Origin of the sequence: Clostridium sp. CX1 (assembly GCF_025398335.1) — a bacterium.
Classification (GTDB): domain Bacteria; phylum Bacillota; class Clostridia; order Clostridiales; family Clostridiaceae; genus Clostridium_AM; species Clostridium_AM tanneri.
This window is the reverse complement of record NZ_JAODOO010000007.1, coordinates 72,133-95,960: the sequence shown is the minus strand read 5'-3', so window position 1 is coordinate 95,960 and position 23,828 is coordinate 72,133. Positions and strand designations below refer to the sequence as shown.

Below are 23,828 nucleotides of genomic sequence, written 5' to 3'. Positions count from 1 at the left end.
ATGAATATAGTATTTATGGGTACTCCTGATTTTGCAGTACCTTCCTTAAAGAGGCTTATTGAAGAATTTGGAGTAACCGCTGTATTTACTCAGCCAGATAGACCAAAGGGCAGAGGAAAAAAGCTATCTATATCTCCCGTAAAGGAGGTAGCAGTAGCACATGATATACCTGTATATCAACCAGAAAAACTAAAAAATGATCAAGATGCACTGCAAAAATTGAAGAACATAGAGCCGGACTTTATTATTGTTGTAGCTTACGGTCAGATACTTACTAAAGAAGTACTAGATATGCCTAAGTATGGATGTATTAATCTCCATGGTTCCTTACTTCCTAAATATAGAGGGGCAGCGCCGGTAAATTGGGCTATTATAAATGGAGATAAGGAAAGTGGAAACACAACTATGTTTATGGATGTGGGACTTGATACAGGAGATATGCTTCTGAAAAGCAGAGTAGAAATCACTGAGGATATGACTGCAGGAGAGCTTTATGATATTCTAAAGGAAGATGGAGCACAACTGTTGGTAGACACAATTAGTGGTCTAAGGGATGGAAGTATCCAAAGAGAAAAGCAGGGTGAAATGCCTACGGATTACGCTAAAATGCTGGATAAAGAGATGGCAAGAATAGACTGGAACTTAAGTAGTGTTAAGATAAAGGATTTCATAAGAGGTTTAAACCCATGGCCTATTGCGCACACACAAATTGAAGAGCAAAACATGAAGATATATGAAGCGGTAGTTTTAGATGAGAAGTCACAAGAAGAACCGGGAACTATAGTAGATGTATCTAAAGAGGGGATAAAGGTTAGTTGCGGAGAAGGAGTGCTATTACTAAAAACTGTACAGTTTCCAGGTGGAAGGCCAATGGCTGTAAGTGAGTATATTAAAGGACATGAAATTAAAAAAGCTGTGATATTAGGGGAATAATTTTAAGGATGCTGAAATGGAAATAAGAGATTTTAGGATATTCAGTATGATTTTAAAGTTAAAGAAAGGCACTTTTATAGTGTAAAACTAATTAGTATTTACTTTGTAATTGGAGGTGTAATAATGTATTTTGATAGTAGTTTTATAATATTAATTCCTGCACTTATTATTGCAGCTTGGGCCCAGTTTAAAGTGTCTTCAACTTTTGAAAAGTATTCTAAAGTTGGAAGTAGTGGAGGATATACAGGAGCACAAGTGGCAAGAATATTATTAGACAGTTATGGACTATATGATATACCTGTAGAGCTTACACCTGGCAGACTTTCAGATCATTATGATCCTACAAGAAGGGTTATGAGACTTTCGGAAGAGGTGTATTATGGAAACTCCGTGGCTTCTATTGGAGTAGCAGCACATGAAACCGGCCATGCAATTCAGCATAAAGAACGTTATGCACCGTTGGTTATAAGAAATTCCATAGTTCCAGTTGCGAACTTTGGATCAAATGCCTCTTGGATACTATTTTTATTGGGAATGGTTTTTGGATTGAAAGGGCTAGTAAGTATAGGAATACTTCTTTTTACAGCAGCGGTAGTTTTTCAGATCATAACTCTACCAGTAGAATTTAACGCATCCAATAGGGCGCTTAAAATATTAGAGTCTAAAGGAATACTTTATGGTAGTGAGCTTGGAGGAGCTAAGTCAGTTTTAAGTGCAGCAGCAATGACTTATGTAGCAGCAGCTTTAACAGCAGTAGCTCAATTATTAAGATTAATATTTATAAGCAGAAGTGATGATTAATGTAAATTATTTTAAAGATGAGGTAATAGAATGAACAATGCTAGAAAAACTGCAGTAAAGGTACTGGGAGAAGTATTTAATAAAAATGCTTACTCAAATATAGTATTAGGTAGAGAGCTAAATAAATCTGATTTAAATGATAAAGATAAGGGGCTAGTTACGGAAATAGTATATGGGACGATAAAGTACAAATATACTATTGACACTATACTAAACTATTTTATAAAAAGTAATTTAGAAAAATTAGAAATAGATGTTCTAAATATACTTAGGATATCTATCTATCAAATGTTATATTTAGATAAGATTCCGGAATTTGCAGTAGTAAATGAAGCGGTAGAATTAACTAAGATAAAATCTCCTAAAGCAGCAAAGCTTGTAAATGGAGTTTTAAGGAACTATTTAAGAAACAAAGATATAGATTATCATAATAAAAACAGCAAATTAGAAGAACTAAGTTTTAAATATTCATTTCCTAAATGGATGGTTAAACTTTTTTTAGAGAGCTATGGCATAGAAGAAGTACAAAAGATACTTAGTGGATTAAATATGGTTCCAGCAGTTACAGTGAGAATAAATGCTTTGAGAACAGACTACGAAGAAGCCTGGAAGAAACTTGCGGATAATGGATATGATATAGAAGAAGGGAAAGTATGTCCAGAAGCTATTCAGATAATAAAAGGAAGAAACATTGAAGATAATCCTCTATTTAAAGATGGATTAATAACTGTTCAGGACGAAAGTGCAATGATGGTTGCTCCATCTATGGATTTAGAAGAAAATATGATTGTTTTAGACCTGTGCAGTGCACCTGGTGGTAAAGCTTGTCATGCAGCAGAAATAATGAATAACACTGGGAAAATACTGGCTTTTGATATTCATGAAAACAAGTTATCTCTAATTAGAGATAATGCTGAAAGATTAGGAATAAAGAATATTAGTTGTGCTGTACTTGATGCTGCTAAGTATTCCAGTAAATACAAAGATGGAGCAGATAGAGTACTAATAGATGTACCTTGCTCTGGTATGGGAATAATAAGGAAAAAGCCGGAAATCAAGTGGACTAAGGATAAGGAAGATATTAGAGGTTTAGTTAAGATTCAAAGAGATATTATGTTAAATGCTGCTAAGTATGTTAAAGAAGGTGGAAAACTTATTTATTCCACTTGCACACTAAATAAAGAGGAGAACGAAGAAAATATAAGATGGTTTTTAAAGAAATGTCCAGATTTTAAAGTAGAACCACTTTATTTTGGTAATTTGGATAATTTAATTTACCATAAAGAAGGAGTAGTAACTATTCTTCCAGATAAAAATATGGATGGATTTTTTATTGCTAAAATGATAAAACATGGGCAGGTGTAATCAGTGTACAATATTTTAGATTTTAGTCTTGATAAGCTAAAGCAATGGATGAAAGATAATAAAGAGAGTGAGTTTAGAGCAAAGCAAATTTTTGATTGGATATACAAGAAGAATATCTGGAACTTTGAGGATATGAGCAATATTCCTAAAAATATAAGGGAAAAGCTTAATAACTCCTTTTATATAGAAATACCTCAGGTAGTAGATGTATATAAATCTAATTTAGATGACACTTTTAAATTCCTTTTTAAATATAGAGATGGTAACATTATTGAATCTGTAGTTATGAAATATAAACACGGAAATTCTATATGTGTTTCCACTCAAATTGGCTGTAGAATGGGCTGTAAATTTTGTGCTTCTACATTAGGTGGAATGATAAGAAATTTAACTAGCGGAGAAATATTAGCTCAGGTTTTAAAAGCTCAGCAGGAAATAGAAGATAGAATATCAAATATTGTGTTAATGGGAAGTGGTGAACCTTTAGACAATTATGATAATGTAATGGAGTTTTTAGATATAGTAAGAGCTGAATATAGTGTTAATGTAGGACAGAGACATATAACCTTATCTACCTGTGGAATTGTTCCTAGAATTAAGGAGTTAGCTGATAAAAATCTTCAGATAACCTTGGCGATATCTCTTCATGCACCAAATGATGATCTAAGAAGGAATATGATGCCTATTGCCTATAAATATTCTATAAATGAAGTTATGGATGCTTGCAGGTATTATATTAATACTACGAAAAGAAGAGTAACCTTTGAATATGCCCTGGTAAGAAACGTAAATGATAATAATGAATGTGCCAAGCAACTAATAGATTTACTAAAAGGTCTATTATGTCATGTTAATTTAATACCTGTAAATGAGGTAAAGGAAAATAATTTTAAAAAGTCTTCCTCTGATAACATTAAGAAATTTTATAATATGTTAATAGAGGCCGGTATTGAAACTACTATAAGACGAGAAATGGGTTCGGATATTAGTGCTGCTTGTGGGCAACTAAGAAGAAGCTATTTAGAATCAAAAAATGATTTAAAAGGGGTGTAGATTATGGTGGGGATCCTATCGGATATAGGGAATATAAGAAAAATTAACGAGGACTTCGTAGATTTCTATAGGAATGATAAATTTAGCATCTATGTTGTAGCTGATGGAATGGGGGGACATAATGCCGGAGAAGTTGCTAGTAAACTAGCTGTAGAGACTATTATTTCTTTTATTAAATCATTGGATAATATCGATGATATGGAAGATGTTCTGAAAAAAAGCATCCAATCTGCAAATGATAAAATTTTTGAATTAGCTAAAAATAACGAAGCATTAGGCGGAATGGGGACAACTATAACTGCCTGTTTAGTAAAGAGCAAACAAATGATTACAGCAAACGTAGGGGATAGTAGTTGTTACATTGTAAAATACGATGGCATAACAAAGATAACAAAAGACCATTCCCTAGTACAACAGTTAATTGACGAGGGCAGTATAACAGAAGAGGAAGCAGCTAATCATCCAAATAAAAATATAATAACTAGAGCATTAGGCACTAATCTTTCTGTAGAAATAGATACCTTTAAAGTGGATTTATCCGATGTTAAAAAGGTAATAATGTGCACTGATGGTTTATCTAATGGAGTAAGTACAAGTGAAATGTATGATATAATAATGAATGATGATAACAGTAATGCCTGCAGAAGATTAGTAGAACTTAGTAAGATAAAAGGTGGCAGAGATAACATATCAGTTATTGTATTTGAAGGAGAGTGTGAAGATGATAGGAACCATGCTAGGAAATAGGTATGAGTTATTAGAGAAGATTGGAGAAGGTGGGATGGCTTTAGTATATAAGGCTAAGTGCCACCTGTTAAATAGATACGTTGCTGTAAAGATACTAAAAGAGCAGTACAGTGATGACAAGGAATTTGTGGAAAAATTTAAAAGAGAAGCTACTGCGGCGGCTAGTCTTTCAGACAATAATATAGTAAATATCTATGATGTAGGTACCCAAGGAGATGTTAACTATATAGTAATGGAGTATGTTAAAGGCAAAACTCTAAAGCAGATAATTAGAGAAGCAGGTAGGGTAGAGCCAAGTAAAGCAGTAGATTTTGCTATTCAAATAGCTAAAGCTCTTGAGTGTGCTCATAAGAATAACATTATACATAGAGATATAAAGCCTCATAATATACTTGTAACGGAAGAAGGTTTGATTAAAGTTACAGACTTTGGAATAGCTAAGGCATCAAATTCAGTAACAATAACTAATTCAAGCAAGATAATGGGATCAGCTCATTATTTTTCTCCTGAACAGGCAAGAGGAAGTTTTGTTGATGTAAGAACTGATATATATTCTTTAGGAATAGTAATATATGAAATGGCTACAGGAAGGGTTCCTTATGATGCTGATAGTCCAGTATCAGTAGCTTTAAAACATATACAAGAGCCTGTAGTTCCTCCGAAACAAATTAATGGAAATATTCCTGAAAGCTTAAATAAGTTAATATTAAAGGCTGTAGAAAAGGAACCTATAAAGAGATACCAAACAATAAAGGATATGCTTTTGGATTTAAGAAAAATTGAAAGTAATAGAGAATTCAAAATCTCTACAAATGATTTTGACGACGATATGACAAGAATAATGGATCCTATAGTAATAGATGACAACTATAGCAAAGAAAACAAGAATGCTGAAAATCCAAAAAAACCTAAAAGAGGTATAGATTCTAGAAAAAGAAGAACCATTATGGGAGCAGCTATAGCTATATTAATTATCGTGATAGGTGCAGTTTCAGGTTATTTTGCTTACAGTAAATTAGGAGGCTCTAATGGAGAAACAGTTGTACCTAATATAGTTGGTATGAAGCAAGAAGACGCTAAAAGACTAGTAGAAGAGAAAAAGCTAAAATTTGTAGCTGTTGTTAAAGAAAAAAGTGACAAACCAGAAGGAACTGTCCTTAGAACTTATCCGGAAGAAGGTACCAAAGTAAAGGTGAATTCAGAGGTTAGAGTTAACATAAGTGGAGGTCAGGATACTTTAGGAGTTCCAAACCTAGTAGGGGTGGATTTAGAGACTGCTAAGGATATAATAACCAGCAGCGGATTAAAGCTTGGTAATGTAGCGTATAAATATAGTGACACAGTGACAATAAACTCTATAATAAGCCAAAGTCCAGAACCAGACTCAAATGCAAATTCAGACACTAAAGTAAGCTTGGTGGTAAGTAGGGGACCAGAGGTTAAGTATATAGCAGTACCTGATGTCAGCGGAAAGAACATAGAAGAAGGAGCATCAGCAGTGGCTAATGCTGGGCTTAAAGTATCTAGAAATCCAGTTAACACTACAGATAAAGCATTAGACGGAAAAATCACCAGTCAGAGTGTAGGAGCTGGTCAGCAAGTAAAGGAAGGCACAACAATTAACTTAAGTTATTATAAATATACTGAGCCAGTTAAAAAACCAGAGGATAACACACAAAAGGGAGATAATAATAATCAGCAGCCTGGAGATACTAATGGTAAACCAGACGGAGGAAATCAACAAGGAGGAGACAAAGGACAAAATAACGGAGGCTCTGGAACAGGTGGAACTAACACAGAAGGTCAACAGGGCGGTGAAAGTAATAATACTACTGACAAAAAACAAAGCACTGTGAAATCAGGCCAATAACATTATTTAGTTTCAGATGAAGGTTTTTCATCTGAAACTAAATATTACCCAAAATTAAGTATATGCAAAATTGTTTATTGAGCATAGTAAGCTAAAAGGTGAATTTTATGTAGAGGAATATTTGAAGGAATAGGGACGGTAAATAAAGTTTTAATTTATATAGGAGGAAATATGCAGGGAACTATAGTAAAGGGTATAGCTGGATTCTATTACATAAAGACTGATGAAGGAGTAGTTGAGTGCAAAGCTAGAGGAAAGTTTAGGCTTGATGAACTTACTCCAATGGTAGGGGATAAAGTAGAAATTACAGTGAAGAATGGAAAGGGAGTAATTGACAAAATCCATTCAAGAATTAATGAATTAATTAGGCCGGCAGTTGCAAACGTTACTCAAGCTTTAGTGGTATTTGCTTTAAAAAATCCTGATGTAAATCTAGATTTGTTAAATAAATTTTTAATAAACTGTGAGTTTAATAATCTTAAAGCAGTAGTGTGTTTTAATAAGTTAGATTTAGTTTCCTATGAGGAAAAAAGTGAAATAATAGAAATGGTAAATAAGTCTGGATATGAAATATTACTTTTAAAAGCAAAGGAAGGCTATGGCATAGATGAGATTAGGGAAAAGCTTAGGGATAACGTTACAGTTCTTTGTGGTCCATCAGGAGCTGGAAAATCTACAATTTTAAATTCAATAGCTGGAAGAGAACTTATGGAAACCGGTGAAATAAGTGAAAAACTTAAGAGAGGAAAACATACTACAAGGCATAGTGAGCTTATAGATATAGGAGATGGTTTTGTAGTTGATACACCTGGTTTTTCCTCTTTTGATATCGATTTTATATCAAAGGAAGACTTACAACATTGCTTTCCTGAGTTTGAGGATTATATAAATAAGTGTAAGTTTAGGGGATGTCTTCACTATAAAGAACCTAACTGTGCTGTAAAGCAAGGTGTAGAAGAAGGTAATATAAATAATAATAGGTATGAATTTTATATAAAAACACTGGAAGAAATCATAGCCAATAAGAATAAACAATGGTAAAATTATTTAAAAGATTAAATGATAGATGTCATGTTTATTTAATGTGATGGAATCTATTACTAAGGAGGAAAAAATTATGATAAAGATAGCACCTTCAATATTATCTGCAGATTTTTGCAAACTAGGAGAAGAGGTTAGAGATTTGGAAAAGCATGGTGCAGACCTCATTCACATAGATGTTATGGATGGAATGTTTGTACCTAATATATCCTTTGGGTTGCCTATAATAAAGAGTATAAGAAAAGTGACAAAGCTTCCTTTTGATGTACATCTGATGATAGAAGACCCTTCTAGATATATCGAGGATTTTGTAAAGGCTGGAGCTGATATAATAACTATACATTATGAAGCAGATAGACATATTGATAGAACTATAAACTATATAAAAAGCTTTGGGGTAAAGGCTGCAATAGCTTTAAATCCAGCTACACCTGTAGACAATATAAAGCACTTAATACCTGTTTTAGACATGGTTCTTATAATGTCTGTTAACCCTGGATTTGGTGGTCAAAAATATATAAAATATTGCTCTGAAAAAATTAGAGAAATAAAAGAGCTTAGTGATAAATTAAATCCAAGTCTTATGATAGAAGTTGATGGTGGCGTAGGTAAGGATAACATTAAGGAAGTAGCACAATGTGGCGCTAATGTAATAGTCGCTGGTTCAGCTGTGTTTAAAGACGGAAGGATAGAGGAAAACATAGAGGCACTAAGAAGGGAAGTTTAGTATGAAAATAGTTATTGTATCTGGTGGAACGCCTCCTTCTTATGAGTTACTAAAAAAAGAGTTGAAAAACAGTGACTATTTAATTTGTGCAGATAGTGGTGGTAACTGTTTATACAAATACAATATAGTTCCTGATTATATTATGGGAGACTTTGATTCTATAGACTCAGATGCATTGGACTTTTTTTCAAAGGAGAAGAACTGTTCTATAGAGAGGTTTTCCAAGTATAAGGATTGCACTGACACAGAACTTGTATTAAATAAGGCCATTGAAATTGGGGGAAGAGAAGTTGTATTGTTAGGATGCACTGGTAGCCGAATAGATCATTTGATGGGCAACATTGGTATGTTGTTAAAGTGCTTGAAATTAGGAATAAAAGCATCCATAAAAGATAACTATAATTCTATATATATAACAGATAAGCCTATTAGGATAAAGGGTATAAAGGGAGAGGTGTTTTCACTTCAAGCTTATAGTGATTGCGTTAGTTCCCTAAATATCAGTGGGGCGAGATACAAGCTTGTTGATTACAATCTAACCTTAGGGGATCCACGAACAGTATCAAATGAATTTTTAGATGACTATGTAGAAATCAACTTTAAAAGTGGAATCTTACTCATATTTTATAGTAAAGATTAACTACTAATAATAAAATATTTTAATTATTAAGAGTGTTAGGATTTTAAAATTCTAGCATCTTTTTTATAAAGAAATGCACAAAATTTATGGTACTATCATAAACTATTAATATATTTTTGGTTTTTACAAATTTACTACTGTGCAGGGGTAAGATTTTTACTCTTCTATAAGTATATGTTATAATGTATTTAGGTAACGTTTACATATGATTTTTAGTAAAAACAAAAATAATATGGTAAAAATATAGGGGTTTTTATGGGGGATATAAAAGTGTTTAATTATTATAAGAGAATTGCTCAGTATGCTAATGATTTAGAGAATGATGGAAAGGTTAGTAAGGCTAATCAGATAAGAGAGATACTTAAGAATGAGAACAGATGTATTCTTTGTGGTAGCAAAATGATATTTAGTAATGGGTTTTGGAGCTGTAACAATTGTATAATAGGTAATTGTGCTAAAATTGAACAACAACAGGACTGCAACTAAACTTAATTTTGTCACAAGTTGGTATTTGTCTGATAACTGCAAGAATAAAATTGAAAAATTAACAGGGTAATAAGAATTAAAATATTAATATAGTGAAAAATATATTTATGAAAAGAGGTGATATATATGCCAACAAAAGCAGAAATTAAGAGTAGAAATGATAATAAAGGAAAAAATTCTAAGACTGCTAATCCTATTACTAAGGACGTAGATCCAAATATGAGAAAACCAGTTAGGGGACTTCCTGAAGTTTAATATATACTTACAAAATTAAAGAGCCACCCAAGGCTCTTTTTTAGGTATTTATAAATAAAATATAAGTAGCATTCACTATTTATAAAATCTCTCATATTATAATCTTGAAGGGAAGGAGGTAGAGAATATGAAAATAGCTGTAGATATAGGTCATAACTGTGCTCCAGATACAGGTGCCGTTGCTATAGGAAACGAAAATGTTATGGTTATGGATGTAGGAAGAAGAGTTATTTCTAAACTTAGGGCTTTAGGTCATAATGTGTTACTTGTTACACCTACTGATTGCTCTAGTGTTTCAAATAGTCTGTGGCAAAGAGTTAGCAGTGCTAATGGTTGGGGAGCTGAATTATATGTCAGTCTTCATGAAAATGCAGGAGGAGGCCATGGAGTAGAGGTATGGATTGGTAGTGAAAGAAGTCGTGCAATTGCTCAAAATATAGTCAATAATATAGCAGCATTAGGTTTTAGAAACAGAGGAGTAAAAGTACAGGGTAAAGATGGACCGCATTTATACGTGTTGAATAATACTATAATGCCTGCACTTTTAGTGGAAGGTGCTTTCGTAGATTCTGCGGAAGATATGCGAAGATTTAATGCAGAGGATATGGCTAATGCTATTGTACAAGGAATAACTGGACAAACCATATCTGGAGTAAGTTTGTCAACAGAGCCTTCGACTCCAGCAACTGCTGGGGGCGGTACAACTTTCTCTACCACCGATGAGAGTACAAGAAGACTTCAGGAATATCTTAATAGCTTAGTTAATGCAGGGATTACTGTGGATGGGATATATGGCTCGGCTACTAGAGCTGCAGTAGTACGTTTTCAAAACATCATGGGATTGACAGCAGATGGTATAGCTGGATCTAATACTTGGAATGCTATAAAAGCAGTATTGGCTAGGCCGCTAAGTAGAGTTGGAAGTAGAGGCTATGCAGTAAGATGGATACAGTGGCGCGTAGGAGCCGCTGTAGATGGCATATTTGGGAATGGCACAAGACAAAAGGTAGAGGTGTTTCAAGGAAATCGTGGACTGAATCCAGACGGAATAGTGGGAAACCTAACTTGGCAGCAGATGTTTAAATAAAAATGCAAATAGGAAACAAGCATTTAGTTTTCTAAATGTTTGTTTCCTATATACTTTTTTGTAACTAAATAAATAAATCAAGCATATAATATTATAAAGCAATTTTGGGGGATAATAGTGTGTCTAGAAGAGGTGAAAAAAGAAAGGCAAGAAAACTAGGGCTAATGGCTGCATCTATTGGAATAGGAATAGTGATAACAGTTATTATCCCTCTTTGGGGATGGATAGTAGCTGTAGGTGGAGCATTAATCTATTTTGGATGGTATTTAATAGGGCATAATAAATAAAGGGGGGAATTTAATGAAAATTATTGCTTTTAAGCTTCCAGGATTTTTATCTAACTTTATAAAATTCTTTAGGAGAAAGAAATAACATAAAAGAAAATAATCCGCCACTATTTTAATAGTGGCGGATTATTAAGTATAAAAAGAAATAAAAATGCAATTGTTAATCAACTGCATTTTTTATTCCTTTTTATTATATAGCACGTTGAACCTTACCGGAACGTAGGCATCTTGTACAAACATGTATAGTTTTTGGTGTTCCTTCAACTATAGCTTTAACTTTTCTTATGTTTGGAGCCCAAGTTCTTTTGGATTGACGGTGTGAGTGGCTGTATTGAACGCCAAATACAACACCTTTATTACATACTTCGCACTTTCTTGACACTGAAAACACCTCCTTACCAAATTGTGAAGATAAAATCTTCTCAATTCAAACATTTATTATTTTACCACAGAATACATAATTCGCGCAAGTATATAATAAAATAAAAATAGTAAAAATAACATTATAAATAATATATTTCCTTGAATTAATAGGTTATTTAATATAAAATATGTTATATGGTGTTATAGTAAGGAGGGTTTTATATGATAGGTAATATTACCAATGAAAATGGTTATATTAATTTTTCAGAGGAAGTAGTAGCTAATATAGTTGGTATTTCTACTATGGAATGTTATGGCGTTGTAGGTATGGCATCAAAAAATGCTAAGGATGGGCTTTGGGAATTAATAAGAGGCGAAAATTTAAGTAAAGGTGTAAAAGTTCGTTCAAAAGATAACGAATTATTTATAGAATTATATATAATGGTTGAGTACGGAACAAAAATATCTGTAATAGCAAATAATATCATTCAGAAGATAAGATATAATTTAGAAAACTATACAGGACTTAAAGTTTCTAGTATCACAGTAAATGTTCAAGGTGTTAGAGTCTAGGAGGTAGTACAAAAAAATGGAATACTTAAAGATAGATGGGCAGAGCTTTTACAATATGGTTGTAAATGCTAGCAATAAACTAGAAGAACAGAAAGAGTATGTAAATTCCTTAAATGTTTTTCCGGTTCCAGATGGAGATACAGGGACTAATATGTCTATGACCTTTAGAACTGCAGTATCTGAGATAGAAGGAATGAATACTGCAGAAGTAGGGGATATTGCAAAAAAATTAGCTAAGGGAGCTCTTATGGGTGCAAGAGGTAATTCTGGAGTAATACTCTCACAGATATTTAGAGGAATTGCAAAGGGCTTAGAAGGCAAAAAAGAGGTAGAGGCAGAAGATTTTGCCAACAGTTTAATGGAAGGTTCAAAATCAGCTTATAAGGCTGTAATGAGACCAACGGAAGGTACAATTTTAACTATCATAAGGGCAGCAGGAGAAAGCGCTATTAAATCTACCCACACTGATGTAGCTGAACTTTTAGAAGAAGTTTGTCAGTATAGTAAGTCTATTTTAAATAAGACCCCCGAAATGTTACCTGTTTTAAAGAAAGCAAAAGTGGTAGATGCAGGTGGTATGGGATTATTAATAATATTACAGGGAATGTATGAGGCGTTAAAAGAAAATATGGAATTAGTCCATATTAAGGAAGCTAAGGAGCCTATAGCAGAATCTGCCGCTAAAAATCTTGGAGAACAGGATATAACTTATGGATATTGTACTGAATTTTTTATCCGCTCAAGTAATTCAGATATAGATAGATTTAAGAATGAGCTAGAAACCATGGGTGACTCTATGGTAGTGGTAAATGATGAAGACATCATAAAAGTACATATCCATACAGATGATCCAGGTTGGGTTCTATCACAGGCTATAAAGCTAGGTGAACTTTCCAGAATAAAAATCGATAATATGAGAGAGCAACATAGACATGTATTAGATATAGATAAGAAGCCATATAGAGAGGAAAAGGCAGTTGATAGTGAAAGTGAAGACATAAATACTGAAACTAGTGAAGTGCCTAAAAAATATGCCTTTATATCAGTGGCTATGGGAGAAGGAATTAAAAATATATTTGAGGATTTAGGGGTTGATTTCGTAATTGAAGGCGGCCAAACAATGAATCCAAGTACACAAGATATATTACAGTGTATAAATAAGATAAATGCAGAGAATATATTTGTGTTACCAAATAATAAAAATATAATTATGGCTGCTAACCAAGCAGCAGAGTTGTCAGATAAAAATGTAAAGGTAATAGGTACAAAAACAATTCCTCAAGGGATTACAGCAGTGACTGCTTTCAATCCAGACTTAGCACTACAAGATAATATACATGCTATGGAACAGGGGATTAACGCGGTTACCAGTGGTTCAGTAACTTATGCAGTAAGAGATACTGAAATGGATGGAAATAATATAAGCGAGGGAGATATTCTTGGACTTATAGAAGGAAAAATCCAGGAAGTAGGAGAGGATATGTTTGCCGTATGTGAAAACATTATTCATTCAGCAGTTACTGAAGATAGCGAGCTGATAACTATATTCTATGGAAAAGATTGTGATGAAGAAAAAGTTAATGAATTTGTGAAGAAACTTGAAGAAAAGTATCCAGATGCAGATGTGCAATGCTATAACGGTGAACAGCCTTTATATTACTTTATAGTTTCTGTTGAATAAAAAAGCCTATAAGGCTTTTTTATTTTATTGCAGAACCGAACTGATGTGTTGTATATTAGGATAGAAGCTATAATTAGGTTTTACCTTCATTGTTAATCAAGTAGTACATCAATTTAATTACAAAATACGAGGTGAGCGAATGAATATATACAGCAGTATAAGGGATTTAAGGGGTGTTGGTCCCAAGACAGCAGAAACTTTAGAAAAATGCTGTATTTTTAGCATAATAGATTTACTTTTGTATTTTCCAAGGGACTATGAAATGATTTCCGCTTGTGACTCTTTGCAGGGAGATAAAAATTATGGCAAAGTTATAATCAAGTGTGAAGTTGTAAGGATAGAAAAAGATATTAGAACTAAAACTGGAAAGGTACTTACTACTATAGTTTTTAGTGATGGAAATAGTGAGTTTAAAGGAAAATGGTTTAATCAACCTTATATAAAGAATTATTATAGGTTAAATAAGGAATATACCTTAATGGGTAAGCTTCAGGAGTTTAGAGGTGAAATTATACTTTCCAATCCTACATTAGTGAAAGAAAAAGTTAACATCTCCACTGAGGAGAAGATAATCCCAAAATATCCTTTAAGGTCAGGGATAACAAATAATCTAATGATAAAATTAATAAGTCAAGTTCTTCAGGAGGTTGAAATAGAAGAAAATCTTCCTATGTGGATTATAAATAAGTATAAATTATGCAGCTTAGATAGAGCTATGAGAATTATACATAGTCCTAAAAGTTCTGAAGAATTACATGAAGCAAGTAAAAGATTAAAGTTTCAGGAACTCTTTACATATTCTTTAAAAATATTAATGCTTAAAGATTATTTGAATAAGAATAAAAACGGGATTTCTTTTAAAATCCATGAGGAATTGAAAATGTTAAAAGAACAGTTGCCTTATGCCTTAACAAAGGCACAAAGTAGGGTGGTAAGGCAAATACTGGTAGACCAGAAAAAAGAAATACCTATGAACAGATTAGTCCAGGGGGATGTAGGAAGTGGCAAGACTATTGTTGCCCTTATATCCATATTTAACGTGATAAAAAACGGGTATCAAGGAGTAATGATGGCACCTACAGAAATATTGGCTACTCAGCATTACTTAGAAGCTGAAAAACTCTTCAAAGATTTTAATATTAACATTAGACTTTTATGTGGAAGCACTACTGTGAAAAACAAAGAAAAAATAAAACAGGGATTAAAGGATGGAGAGATAGATTTAGTAATAGGTACTCATGCACTTATAGAAGATGACGTAGAATTCATGAATTTAGGAATGGTTATAACTGACGAGCAGCATAGATTTGGTGTAGCTCAGAGAAGCAGATTAAGCAATAAGGGTAAAAATATAGATACACTAGTGATGACTGCAACACCTATACCTAGAACCTTGAGCCTCTATCTTTATGGAGATTTGGATGTATCTATTATAGATGAGCTACCACCTGGAAGACAGATAATTGACACCTATTATATAAATAAAGCTGGTAAGGATAGAGTTTATAATTTTGCATTAGAAGAGATAAAGAAGGGAAGACAGGTCTATGTAGTTTGTCCTCTGGTTGAAGAAAATGAAGAACTAAAATTAAGTTCTGTAGAAAATTTATATAGCGAATTAAAGGAGAAATACTTTCAAGACACGGAAATTGAGATATTACATGGTAAAATGTTACCTAAACTGAAGGATGAAATTATGAATAGATTTAAAAGGGGCGAGACCAAAATTATAGTGTCTACTACTGTTATAGAAGTGGGGATAAATGTGCCTAATGCTACTTTAATGATAATAGAAAACGCAGAGAGGTTCGGATTAGCACAACTTCATCAATTAAGAGGGAGAGTAGGAAGGGGAAAGCATAAGTCTTACTGTATCTTAGTTGCTGACGTTAAAAACGACATAATAAGAAGAAGAATGGAGATAATGAAGAGTAGTAATGATGGATTCTTTATTGCGGAACAGGATTTAAAAATTAGAGGTTCTGGAGAAATATTTGGAGTGAGACAGCATGGGGACAGTAGTTTGATTTTATCAGATGTGATAGATGATATAGAATTATTAAAGCTGGCAAATCTTGAAGCCAAAAGACTTATTGAAAGTAATGCAGAAAATGACATAAAAGTTAAGGAAGAAATTCTAAGGAAGATTGAACAGAGTTCAAGATTTATTTGTTTCAATTAAATAGTAACTATAGGAATCAGTTGCTGTATACTAATGCAAACTATATGTGTTTTTAAATATTTCAAACAAAATGCATAGTAAAATAGGACTATACTAGAGTTACTTTGGTATATATAAAATAATTTTGTATAATGAGGACATATGTGTTAAAATATTAAGGAAAAATCGCTATAATTTAGGAGGAGAAGCTATGAGAATTATTGCAGGTCTTGCCAAAGGCAGAAAACTTTTGTCACCAATTGGAGCAGGAACTACGAGACCTACTTTAGATAGAATAAAAGAATCGATGTTTAGTATAATACAAAATAGAGTATATGGTTCTAGAACTTTAGATGTTTTTGCAGGAACAGGAAGCTTAGGTCTAGAGGCTGCAAGCAGAGGGGCTAGGGAATGTTATTTAGTAGACAAAAGCCCTCAAACTTATCCTTTTCTTGCTAAAAACATAGAAAATCTAAAATTTGGACATATATGTAAGAGTTTAAATATGGATTCATATAAGGCTCTGGAGGACTTAGGAAGAAAAGGCTTAGTTTTTGATATAATTTTTCTTGATCCTCCTTACTTAAAAAATATGATTCCACCAGCAGTGGAAATTATAGAAAGAGAAGAATTGCTAGATAAGGAAGGGATTATTGTAACTAAAATTGATTCTCAAGAGGAGTTATATGAAGGTACAGATAACATAATTCTTTTCGATTATAGAAAATATGGTAATACAACGGTGTGCTTTTACAAGTACAAGGAGGACTAGCAAATATGAGAAAAGCTGTATATCCAGGAAGTTTTGACCCAGTAACAAATGGACACTTAGATATAATAGAGAGATCTGCTAAAGTATTTGATGAATTAGTGGTAGGTGTGCTTGTTAACCCTGATAAGAAAGGTCTTTTTTCTATAGAAGAGAGAGTTGAATTGATAGAAAGAGTAGTTAAGCATATTCCTAATGTAAAAGTTGAAAGCTTTAGTGGTCTTTTAATAAACTTTATGAAGGAAAAAAAGGCTAAGGTTATTATAAAAGGGCTGAGAGCAGTTGCGGATTTTGAATATGAGTTTCAAATGTCTTTAATGAATAAGAAACTAGATTCTGAAGTAGAAACTGTTTTTATGATGACTAGTGCAAAAAATTCTTATTTAAGCTCCTCTTCTGTAAAACAGGTTGCTATGTTTGGGGGATGTATTAAGGACTTAGTTCCTGATGAAATAATATCTGATATTACAAAAAAGGTTAATAACCTTTAGGGGGAAATGCTATGGATGCTATTAAACTATTAGAATATCTTAGGGAAATTCTGGACACATCTGCAAAAGTTCCTATGACAGCAAAGGTTGTTGTAGATAAAAAAGAAGTAATGGAAATAGTTCATAAGATAATAAAGTCTCTTCCTGATGAACTGAAAAAAGCTCAATGGGTAGTAGAGGAGAAGGAAAGAATATTAAGTGAAGCTATTCAAGAAGCGGAAAATCTAAAGAAGGAAAGCTTAAGCTTATTAAAGAAACAAATAGAAAATCATGATATTACAAAAGAAGCAAATATGAGATCGGAAGAGATAATATCCTCTGCACAAAGAAGTGCAAAGGATATCAGGTTAGGAGCTAGAGATTATGCAAGTGAAATTCTAAATCAGTTAGACAGAGAGCTTACAGACAAAAGTAAACAAATGCTACTAAGCCTTAAAAACGATATGCAGGGATTTCTAGCTGATCTAGAATCAGATGTTAATATAAGAACAGATTTAATAAGAAAAAATATTAAAGAGTTAAGAGACATGAAATAGATTTTTAAGTTTAAAAAATATCCATGGTAAAACTAAAACAATAAAGGTTATTAAAAAAATATTTTCTATAGTAGCAGCAGGAGTGTGGTTATATACAAATGTCTCTTTAGAATAATATAAGGTAGATAAGTGATAAAATAAAAGGCTAATTAATGAGCAAAATAGTCCTTGTACTATTTTTCTTAAAGTATACTTTTTCATAGATATATCGAATTTATAGGTAAAGGAATAAACCTGCGAAATAATTGATAATCCACTAAAGGTAAATAAAAAGCTTACTATAGCTATTTTGGTATATATAGATGCATTTGAGGAGGAGATTAAATTACAACCATTTGTCATCTCTATTATTCCTAAGATAGAGCCTTCTATAATACTTTTAGGTACACTTATAATATTAGCCAGTTGCTGTACAAGTACACTAAATAACTGATTATTCTTAAGTATATCGATTATAACTGAATATGCAGTTACAAAGCCACCTATTGATAAGCAAGTTTTAATAGAGTTTTCGACACTACCTTTAAGTACGTTTCCAATATTCATATTAGAGTAAATATGATTTCTTTTGGGAACGTCTTTTTTGTTTGTTATATTTGAAGGTATTAGAAAACTCATAGCTATACAGGAAATTAAGTTGGATAAAAGTAATATGTATCCTATATGGGAGCTTTTTAACATGGATATACCTACTGAACCCAACATAAATAACGGACTAGCGTTAGAAGCAATATTAAGAAGCCTTTCAAAGGTTTTTAAATCTATAACATTTCTTTCATATAAATCACTGGCATACTTAGCTCCTAAGGGATATCCACATAACACACTTATTATTAAAACAAAACTGCAGCTTTTAGGCAGTCTAAGAGGCTTGCATATGGCGCTGCCTAAAAGTCTAGAATATATGTAAACTCCATCATAAGACAGTATAATGTTAGACACCACCAAAAATGAAAATAAAGAAGGAAAAACCTTATAGAAAAAAAGAAGAGCTCCATTTACAGCAGCATCTATACAAATCTTTGGTGCAGCTAATATTTGCAATATAAGCAGAGAACAAACAATTGTAATAAAGATATTTTTATTCTTTAGCAGATAGGCTAGTAGTATAATAATTATTAACACTATCAAGTAAAATATAATTTTCAATTCCAATCACCTACTTCTTAAATTGAGAATTAAGAGTTAAAAGCCCAAAATAAATTTCAATTAAGAACTTCATAACTCTTAATTCTATAGACGTAAAATTAATTTACTAAAATTATATTGTGAAAGTAGGTTACTTATTCTAGTTTAATTTTGTCTCATAAAATTAATTTAAGTTTTTGTAAATAGGAAAAAACTAACGATTTATTAACTAGTGATAATAGGACTTGTTAAGTAGTCAGAATTAGGATGAATACTATTATTTAGCAGGCTATAAAATCTTGTTGCTAGTATATCTAGCTTAAGAGTATCATCAAGAGTTTTAGGTAATTTTGTGTATATAGGAATTGAGGATTTTCGTTTTGCTTCTTTTAGTATCTTTAAACCAGTACTATTGAAACCTAACACCCTAGCATAGGGGCAAGGTCTCTTTCTTAAAAGAGCAGTATCAAAGTTTTCAAACCCTACAAAGTATTGACACAGAATTCTGCTGATTCTAGTGTAGGTATATCTTTTGCTTTTTACCAAGCTTATTAGTTCCTCATAACTATTAGCAGTTTCTAAAAATTTTACTATTCTATTATCTATTCCCTCTGAAACATCAGGAAGGTTTTTTATAAGGTTTCTGTGCAAAATAGTCTTGTATTTTATGTAAGGAAGCATAGAGTCCTCAGAAACAAAGTTATAATTATTTTTAAGTAAAAATAAAAGCGAATCATATACCTTTTCAGGTAAATGATTTTGTAAACCAGATAGACTTTTATTTTCTTTTATATATTTTCTAATTGAGGAAGCACTTGAAAAAGTATCACTTAAAGCTGTACTTGTATATGAACCTCCTTGTCTTTTGATAGAGAAAGGTTCTATATTACTATTTAGCTTTAGAATGCTTTTACAGTATTCTATACCTAGAATATTGTTAGAAGAAGATAAGATTTGCTGTAAGTCTGACAAATCTTTATTATCGGAAAGCTGAAGAAATTGAATTAATGCCCTGCTTCTAGCAACTGGAAAGGATAAACCTAAGTTTAACTGATCCTTTAAAATTATTCTATACTCCTCTGGCTCTGATAATAGTATACTAGCAATTTGAGATAGTCCAGCTGCATCACCATATTCACTGCCAAAACATATGCAATTAGTTATACCTAAACTATCTAATAGAGATATACCTCCATAGGCAAAGATTTCAGCTGAAGATAAACTATAGATGGTAGGAAGCTCTATAACTAAGTCCACTCCATTGAGTAAAGCAGATTTAGCTCTATTCCATTTATCCACCATAGCAGGGATTCCCCTCTGCATAAAACTTCCGCTCATTACAGCGATGATTCCATCGCAGTTTGTGATTTCTTTTGTCTTTTCAAGATGATATAAATGTCCCTTATGAAAAGGATTATACTCTACTATAACACCTGTAACCTTCAATTCATTTCCTCCTCAGTGTGCGAAATTTTTTATTGAATTTATAACTATACATAAATCAATTATATGTTTTATTTTAAATTATATCTATATTCTAATCAGATAAAAGGCTTATAGTCAGTATTTTAAGTTAATAGAAAAAATTAATAAAAATTAGATAAATATTCCTTAATAAAAAAAAATTTCAAGAAAAATTATAAATTCTACATTTTTTTATTGAAAAATACATAAAAAAAGGATTATATTATAAGTGTATGCAATTTTAGTTTAATTTTATTGCGAAGGGAGAAACAAAGATGGAATTAATGGAACAAATCTGGAAAAAGGCGCAAGCGGATAAAAAAAGAATAGTTTTGCCAGAAGCAGAAGAGGAAAGAAATCTTCAAGCTTGCGGAAAGATAATGGAGAATGGACTTGCAAAGGTAGTACTTGTAGGAAGCGAGAAGGTAATTAGAGAAAAAGCAGCAGTTCTCGGAGTTAACCTAGAGGGAGTAGAAATACAGGACCCAGAAACTTCAGAAAAAACAGCTGTGTATGCTAATGAGTTTTACGAATTAAGAAAGAAAAAAGGAATGACTCTAGAAAAGGCAGATAAAATTGTCAGAGATCCATTATACTTTGGAACAATGATGGTTAAGCTAGGAGACGGAGATGGCTTAGTTTCAGGAGCTATACATACTACTGGTGACTTGCTAAGACCAGGACTTCAAATAGTTAAAACTGCACCTGGGATATCAGTGGTTTCAAGCACGTTTATAATGAATGTACCAAACTCAGAGTACGGTGACAATGGATTACTTCTTTTTGCAGACTGTGCAGTTAACCCAAATCCAACAGCAGAAGAGTTAGCTTCAATCGCAATAAGCACAGCTGAGACTGCTAAGACTCTTTGTGGAATGGAACCAAAGGTTGCCATGTTATCCTTCTCAACTATGGGTAGTGCAAGTCATGAATTAGTTGATAAAGTAACAAAAGCAACTGAGCTTGCTAAGTCAATGAGACCAGATTTAGACATAGACGGAGAGCTACAACTAGATGCTGCAATAGTTAAAAAGGTAGCAGACTTAAAAGCTCCAAATAGCAAAGTTGCAGGAAAGGCAAATGTTTTAGTATTCCCAGATCTTCAAGCTGGAAATATTGGATATAAGCTAGTTCAAAGATTTGCAAAAGCTGAGGCAATAGGACCAGTATGCCAGGGATTTGCTAAGCCAATTAATGATTTGTCAAGAGGTTGTAGTGCAGATGACATAGTAAATGTTGTAGCTGTAACTGCAGTTCAAGCACAAGCTCAAGGAAAATAATAAATAAATTTATTTAAAAAGCTAAAGTTTAAGCGTATCGAAGGGAGAATAACAATGAAAGTATTAGTAATAAATTGCGGAAGTTCATCACTAAAGTACCAATTAATGAACATGGAAAATGAGAGTGTATTAGCAAAAGGTCTTGTAGAAAGAATAGGAATAGAGGGTTCAGTGTTAACTCATAAGGTTAATGGTGAAAAAGTTGTAATAGAGCAGCCAATGAAAGATCATAAAGTAGCTATAGGATTAGTACTTGATGCTCTTGTTGATAAGAAACATGGAGTAATAAACGACATGTCAGAAATATCAGCAGTAGGACATAGAGTTGTTCATGGCGGAGAAAAATATGCAGGTTCAGTTTTAATTGACGAAAAGGTTATGGAAGCATTAGAAGAATGCGTAAAATTAGCTCCATTACATAACCCTCCAAACATAATAGGAATAAATGCTTGTAAAGAATTAATGCCAACTACACCAATGGTTGGAGTATTTGACACAGCATTCCACCAAACTTTACCAGAAGAAGCATATATGTATGCTTTACCATATGAATTATATACTGAGTATGGTGTAAGAAAATATGGATTCCACGGTACTTCACACAGATTCGTTTCAATGACAGCAGCAAAAATGATGGGCAAAAAACCTGAAGATGTAAAAATGATAACTTGTCATTTAGGAAATGGAGCGAGTTTAGCTGCAATCGATGGCGGAAAATCAGTTGACACTACAATGGGTTTCACTCCTCTTGCAGGTGTAGTTATGGGAACTAGATGTGGTGATATAGATCCTGCTATAGTACCTTTCTTAGTAAAAGAAGCTAATATGAGCATTGAAGAAGTAGACACTTTAATGAACAAAAAATCTGGTGTTCTTGGACTATCTGGATTAAGCAGTGACTTTAGAGACTTAGAAAATGCTGCTGAAAAAGGAGATAAAAAAGCACAACTTGCTTTAGATGTATTTGACTACAGAGTAAGAACTACTATAGGTAGTTATGTAGCAGCTTTAAACGGAACAGATGCTATAATATTCACAGCTGGTCTTGGTGAAAATTCAGCAGCACATAGAGCTACAATCTGCGAAGGCTTAAGCTATTTAGGAATTAAGATTGATGCAGAAAAGAATGCTTTAAGAGGAGAAGCTGTAGAAATAAGTACTCCAGATTCAAAGGTAAAAGTATTTGTTATACCAACAGACGAAGAACTTATGATAGCAAGAGATACAGAGGAAATAGTTAGCAACAGAAAATAATAAAAATTTTCATTAACTGACAAAAAATAAATAAATCTTGACTTTTAATGCTCATCTCTATATAATAAATTGTGGCTAATATATAGAGGTGAGCATTATGAAATTAGATGTATCTGAGTTATTAAAAAAAGAGAGAAGTCAAAAAGAATTACATCTTGAAATTAATGAAGAAAAATTATATGATGGTAGTGACTACATTAACTTATTAGAACCTATTAAGTTGGATGGAACACTTAGTAAAGTAGGAGATATTCTCACAGTAGATTGTACTATACATACTGTGCTAGAACTTACTTGTTCTAGATGTGTTGAGAAATTTAGTTATCCTATTGATATGACTATTGAGGAAAGACTTACTACCAATGATAAGGCAAATAAGGATGATGACCTCATCTTTATAAATAGTGATACTATAGATATCACAGAAATAATAGAAAATAACATTATATTAACACTGCCAATCCAGGGGCTTTGTAAAGAAGATTGCAAAGGCTTGTGCCATAAATGTGGTACAGACTTAAATCTTTCTACATGTCATTGCAATGACGATGATGTTGATCCAAGGTTGGCAAAGTTGAAAGATTTGTTTTTGACTGATTAAGGAGGTGTTTTACTGTGGGAAATCCAGCGAGAAGATTTTCAAAAGCAAGAAGAGATTCAAGAAGAGCACAAACTTTTAAATTAAGTTTACCAGGAATAGTTGAATGTCCTCAGTGTCATGAAATGAAGCTTGCTCACAGAGTGTGCAAGAGTTGTGGATATTATAAGGGCAAAGAAGTTGTTTCAACTGAAAAATAACTAAAAGAAAGTCATATGACTTTCTTTTTTTGTAATTA

26 protein-coding genes are annotated in these 23,828 nt (G+C 32.6%); 23 read left to right on the top strand and 3 right to left on the bottom strand.

Annotated features, from left to right (window positions below):
- From fmt to N4T77_RS09665, 13 genes are all read left to right on the top strand, one after another.
- Positions 1 to 933, top strand: a complete 933-nt coding sequence (fmt, locus tag N4T77_RS09725) for a methionyl-tRNA formyltransferase (RefSeq protein ID WP_261671590.1) — start codon at positions 1 to 3, stop codon at positions 931 to 933.
- Positions 934 to 1,056: 123 nt separating this feature from the next.
- Positions 1,057 to 1,734: a zinc metallopeptidase gene (locus N4T77_RS09720; RefSeq protein ID WP_261671589.1), complete on the top strand. Its 678-nt coding sequence runs from the start codon at positions 1,057 to 1,059 to the stop codon at positions 1,732 to 1,734.
- Between the two features lie 30 nt (positions 1,735 to 1,764).
- Entirely contained in the window at positions 1,765 to 3,099 is a 1,335-nt protein-coding gene (gene rsmB, locus N4T77_RS09715) for a 16S rRNA (cytosine(967)-C(5))-methyltransferase RsmB (protein WP_261671588.1), read from the top strand.
- A 3-nt stretch (positions 3,100 to 3,102) separates the two neighbouring features.
- A complete protein-coding gene (gene rlmN / locus N4T77_RS09710; RefSeq protein WP_261671587.1) occupies positions 3,103 to 4,152 on the top strand; it encodes a 23S rRNA (adenine(2503)-C(2))-methyltransferase RlmN in 1,050 nt (349 codons plus the stop codon).
- Positions 4,153 to 4,155: 3 nt separating this feature from the next.
- Positions 4,156 to 4,899, top strand: coding sequence for a Stp1/IreP family PP2C-type Ser/Thr phosphatase (locus N4T77_RS09705; protein WP_261671586.1), 744 nt, complete (start codon positions 4,156 to 4,158; stop codon positions 4,897 to 4,899).
- Positions 4,874 to 6,769, top strand: coding sequence for a Stk1 family PASTA domain-containing Ser/Thr kinase (gene pknB, locus N4T77_RS09700; protein WP_261671585.1), 1,896 nt, complete (start codon positions 4,874 to 4,876; stop codon positions 6,767 to 6,769). Before N4T77_RS09705 ends, pknB begins: the two co-directional genes overlap by 26 nt.
- A gap of 171 nt (positions 6,770 to 6,940) precedes the next feature.
- Entirely contained in the window at positions 6,941 to 7,810 is an 870-nt protein-coding gene (gene rsgA / locus N4T77_RS09695) for a ribosome small subunit-dependent GTPase A (RefSeq protein ID WP_261671584.1), read from the top strand.
- Positions 7,811 to 7,886: 76 nt separating this feature from the next.
- Entirely contained in the window at positions 7,887 to 8,537 is a 651-nt protein-coding gene (gene rpe / locus N4T77_RS09690; protein WP_261671583.1) for a ribulose-phosphate 3-epimerase, read from the top strand.
- Position 8,538: 1 nt separating this feature from the next.
- The gene (locus tag N4T77_RS09685; protein WP_261671582.1) at positions 8,539 to 9,177 is read left to right on the top strand and encodes a thiamine diphosphokinase; all 639 of its coding nucleotides are present in this window, start codon (positions 8,539 to 8,541) and stop codon (positions 9,175 to 9,177) included.
- A gap of 270 nt (positions 9,178 to 9,447) precedes the next feature.
- Positions 9,448 to 9,663, top strand: coding sequence for a hypothetical protein (locus N4T77_RS09680; RefSeq protein WP_261671581.1), 216 nt, complete (start codon positions 9,448 to 9,450; stop codon positions 9,661 to 9,663).
- 126 nt (positions 9,664 to 9,789) lie between these two features.
- Positions 9,790 to 9,918 (top strand): hypothetical protein, encoded by a 129-nt coding sequence (locus N4T77_RS09675; RefSeq protein ID WP_261671580.1) that lies wholly within the window; start codon positions 9,790 to 9,792, stop codon positions 9,916 to 9,918.
- Positions 9,919 to 10,045: 127 nt separating this feature from the next.
- A complete protein-coding gene (locus N4T77_RS09670) occupies positions 10,046 to 11,005 on the top strand; it encodes a peptidoglycan-binding protein (protein WP_261671579.1) in 960 nt (319 codons plus the stop codon).
- A 119-nt stretch (positions 11,006 to 11,124) separates the two neighbouring features.
- Positions 11,125 to 11,292 carry a hypothetical protein gene (locus N4T77_RS09665; RefSeq protein WP_261671697.1) on the top strand — a complete coding sequence of 56 codons (168 nt, stop codon included), beginning with the start codon at positions 11,125 to 11,127 and terminating at the stop codon, positions 11,290 to 11,292.
- A 190-nt stretch (positions 11,293 to 11,482) separates the two neighbouring features.
- Here the strand turns inward: N4T77_RS09665 and rpmB are convergent, their stop codons facing one another.
- Positions 11,483 to 11,674 carry a 50S ribosomal protein L28 gene (rpmB, locus tag N4T77_RS09660; RefSeq protein WP_261671578.1) on the bottom strand — a complete coding sequence of 64 codons (192 nt, stop codon included), beginning with the start codon at positions 11,672 to 11,674 and terminating at the stop codon, positions 11,483 to 11,485.
- Between the two features lie 203 nt (positions 11,675 to 11,877).
- Here rpmB and N4T77_RS09655 point away from each other — a divergent pair, with 203 nt between their 5' ends.
- From N4T77_RS09655 to N4T77_RS09630, 6 genes are all read left to right on the top strand, one after another.
- Positions 11,878 to 12,228 (top strand): Asp23/Gls24 family envelope stress response protein, encoded by a 351-nt coding sequence (locus tag N4T77_RS09655; protein WP_261671577.1) that lies wholly within the window; start codon positions 11,878 to 11,880, stop codon positions 12,226 to 12,228.
- Between the two features lie 16 nt (positions 12,229 to 12,244).
- Positions 12,245 to 13,909, top strand: a complete 1,665-nt coding sequence (locus tag N4T77_RS09650; protein WP_261671576.1) for a DAK2 domain-containing protein — start codon at positions 12,245 to 12,247, stop codon at positions 13,907 to 13,909.
- Positions 13,910 to 14,048: 139 nt separating this feature from the next.
- Entirely contained in the window at positions 14,049 to 16,091 is a 2,043-nt protein-coding gene (gene recG, locus N4T77_RS09645) for an ATP-dependent DNA helicase RecG (protein WP_261671575.1), read from the top strand.
- 190 nt (positions 16,092 to 16,281) lie between these two features.
- A complete protein-coding gene (gene rsmD / locus N4T77_RS09640) occupies positions 16,282 to 16,842 on the top strand; it encodes a 16S rRNA (guanine(966)-N(2))-methyltransferase RsmD (RefSeq protein WP_261671574.1) in 561 nt (186 codons plus the stop codon).
- Between the two features lie 5 nt (positions 16,843 to 16,847).
- The gene (gene coaD / locus N4T77_RS09635) at positions 16,848 to 17,330 is read left to right on the top strand and encodes a pantetheine-phosphate adenylyltransferase (RefSeq protein WP_261671573.1); all 483 of its coding nucleotides are present in this window, start codon (positions 16,848 to 16,850) and stop codon (positions 17,328 to 17,330) included.
- Between the two features lie 11 nt (positions 17,331 to 17,341).
- Entirely contained in the window at positions 17,342 to 17,866 is a 525-nt protein-coding gene (locus N4T77_RS09630) for an ATPase (RefSeq protein WP_261671572.1), read from the top strand.
- On the opposite strand, the gene ylbJ is transcribed toward N4T77_RS09630, so the two are convergent.
- Together ylbJ and N4T77_RS09620 are read right to left on the bottom strand one after the other, a co-directional pair.
- Positions 17,849 to 18,991, bottom strand: a complete 1,143-nt coding sequence (gene ylbJ, locus N4T77_RS09625; RefSeq protein ID WP_315903165.1) for a sporulation integral membrane protein YlbJ — start codon at positions 18,989 to 18,991, stop codon at positions 17,849 to 17,851. The two genes, N4T77_RS09630 and ylbJ, sit on opposite strands and share 18 nt — an antisense overlap.
- Before the next feature lie 228 nt (positions 18,992 to 19,219).
- The gene (locus N4T77_RS09620) at positions 19,220 to 20,440 is read right to left on the bottom strand and encodes a nucleotidyltransferase (RefSeq protein WP_261671570.1); all 1,221 of its coding nucleotides are present in this window, start codon (positions 20,438 to 20,440) and stop codon (positions 19,220 to 19,222) included.
- Positions 20,441 to 20,733: 293 nt separating this feature from the next.
- Here N4T77_RS09620 and pta point away from each other — a divergent pair, with 293 nt between their 5' ends.
- The 4 genes from pta (at position 20,734) to rpmF (ending at position 23,790) form a co-directional block, all read left to right on the top strand.
- Complete coding sequence (gene pta / locus N4T77_RS09615) at positions 20,734 to 21,738, top strand: phosphate acetyltransferase (RefSeq protein ID WP_261671569.1); 1,005 nt, start codon at positions 20,734 to 20,736, stop codon at positions 21,736 to 21,738.
- Between the two features lie 54 nt (positions 21,739 to 21,792).
- A complete protein-coding gene (locus tag N4T77_RS09610; RefSeq protein WP_261671568.1) occupies positions 21,793 to 22,992 on the top strand; it encodes an acetate kinase in 1,200 nt (399 codons plus the stop codon).
- Positions 22,993 to 23,089: 97 nt separating this feature from the next.
- Positions 23,090 to 23,593, top strand: a complete 504-nt coding sequence (locus tag N4T77_RS09605; protein ID WP_261671567.1) for a DUF177 domain-containing protein — start codon at positions 23,090 to 23,092, stop codon at positions 23,591 to 23,593.
- A 14-nt stretch (positions 23,594 to 23,607) separates the two neighbouring features.
- Entirely contained in the window at positions 23,608 to 23,790 is a 183-nt protein-coding gene (gene rpmF / locus N4T77_RS09600) for a 50S ribosomal protein L32 (RefSeq protein ID WP_261671566.1), read from the top strand.
- Positions 23,791 to 23,828 lie beyond the last annotated feature (38 nt).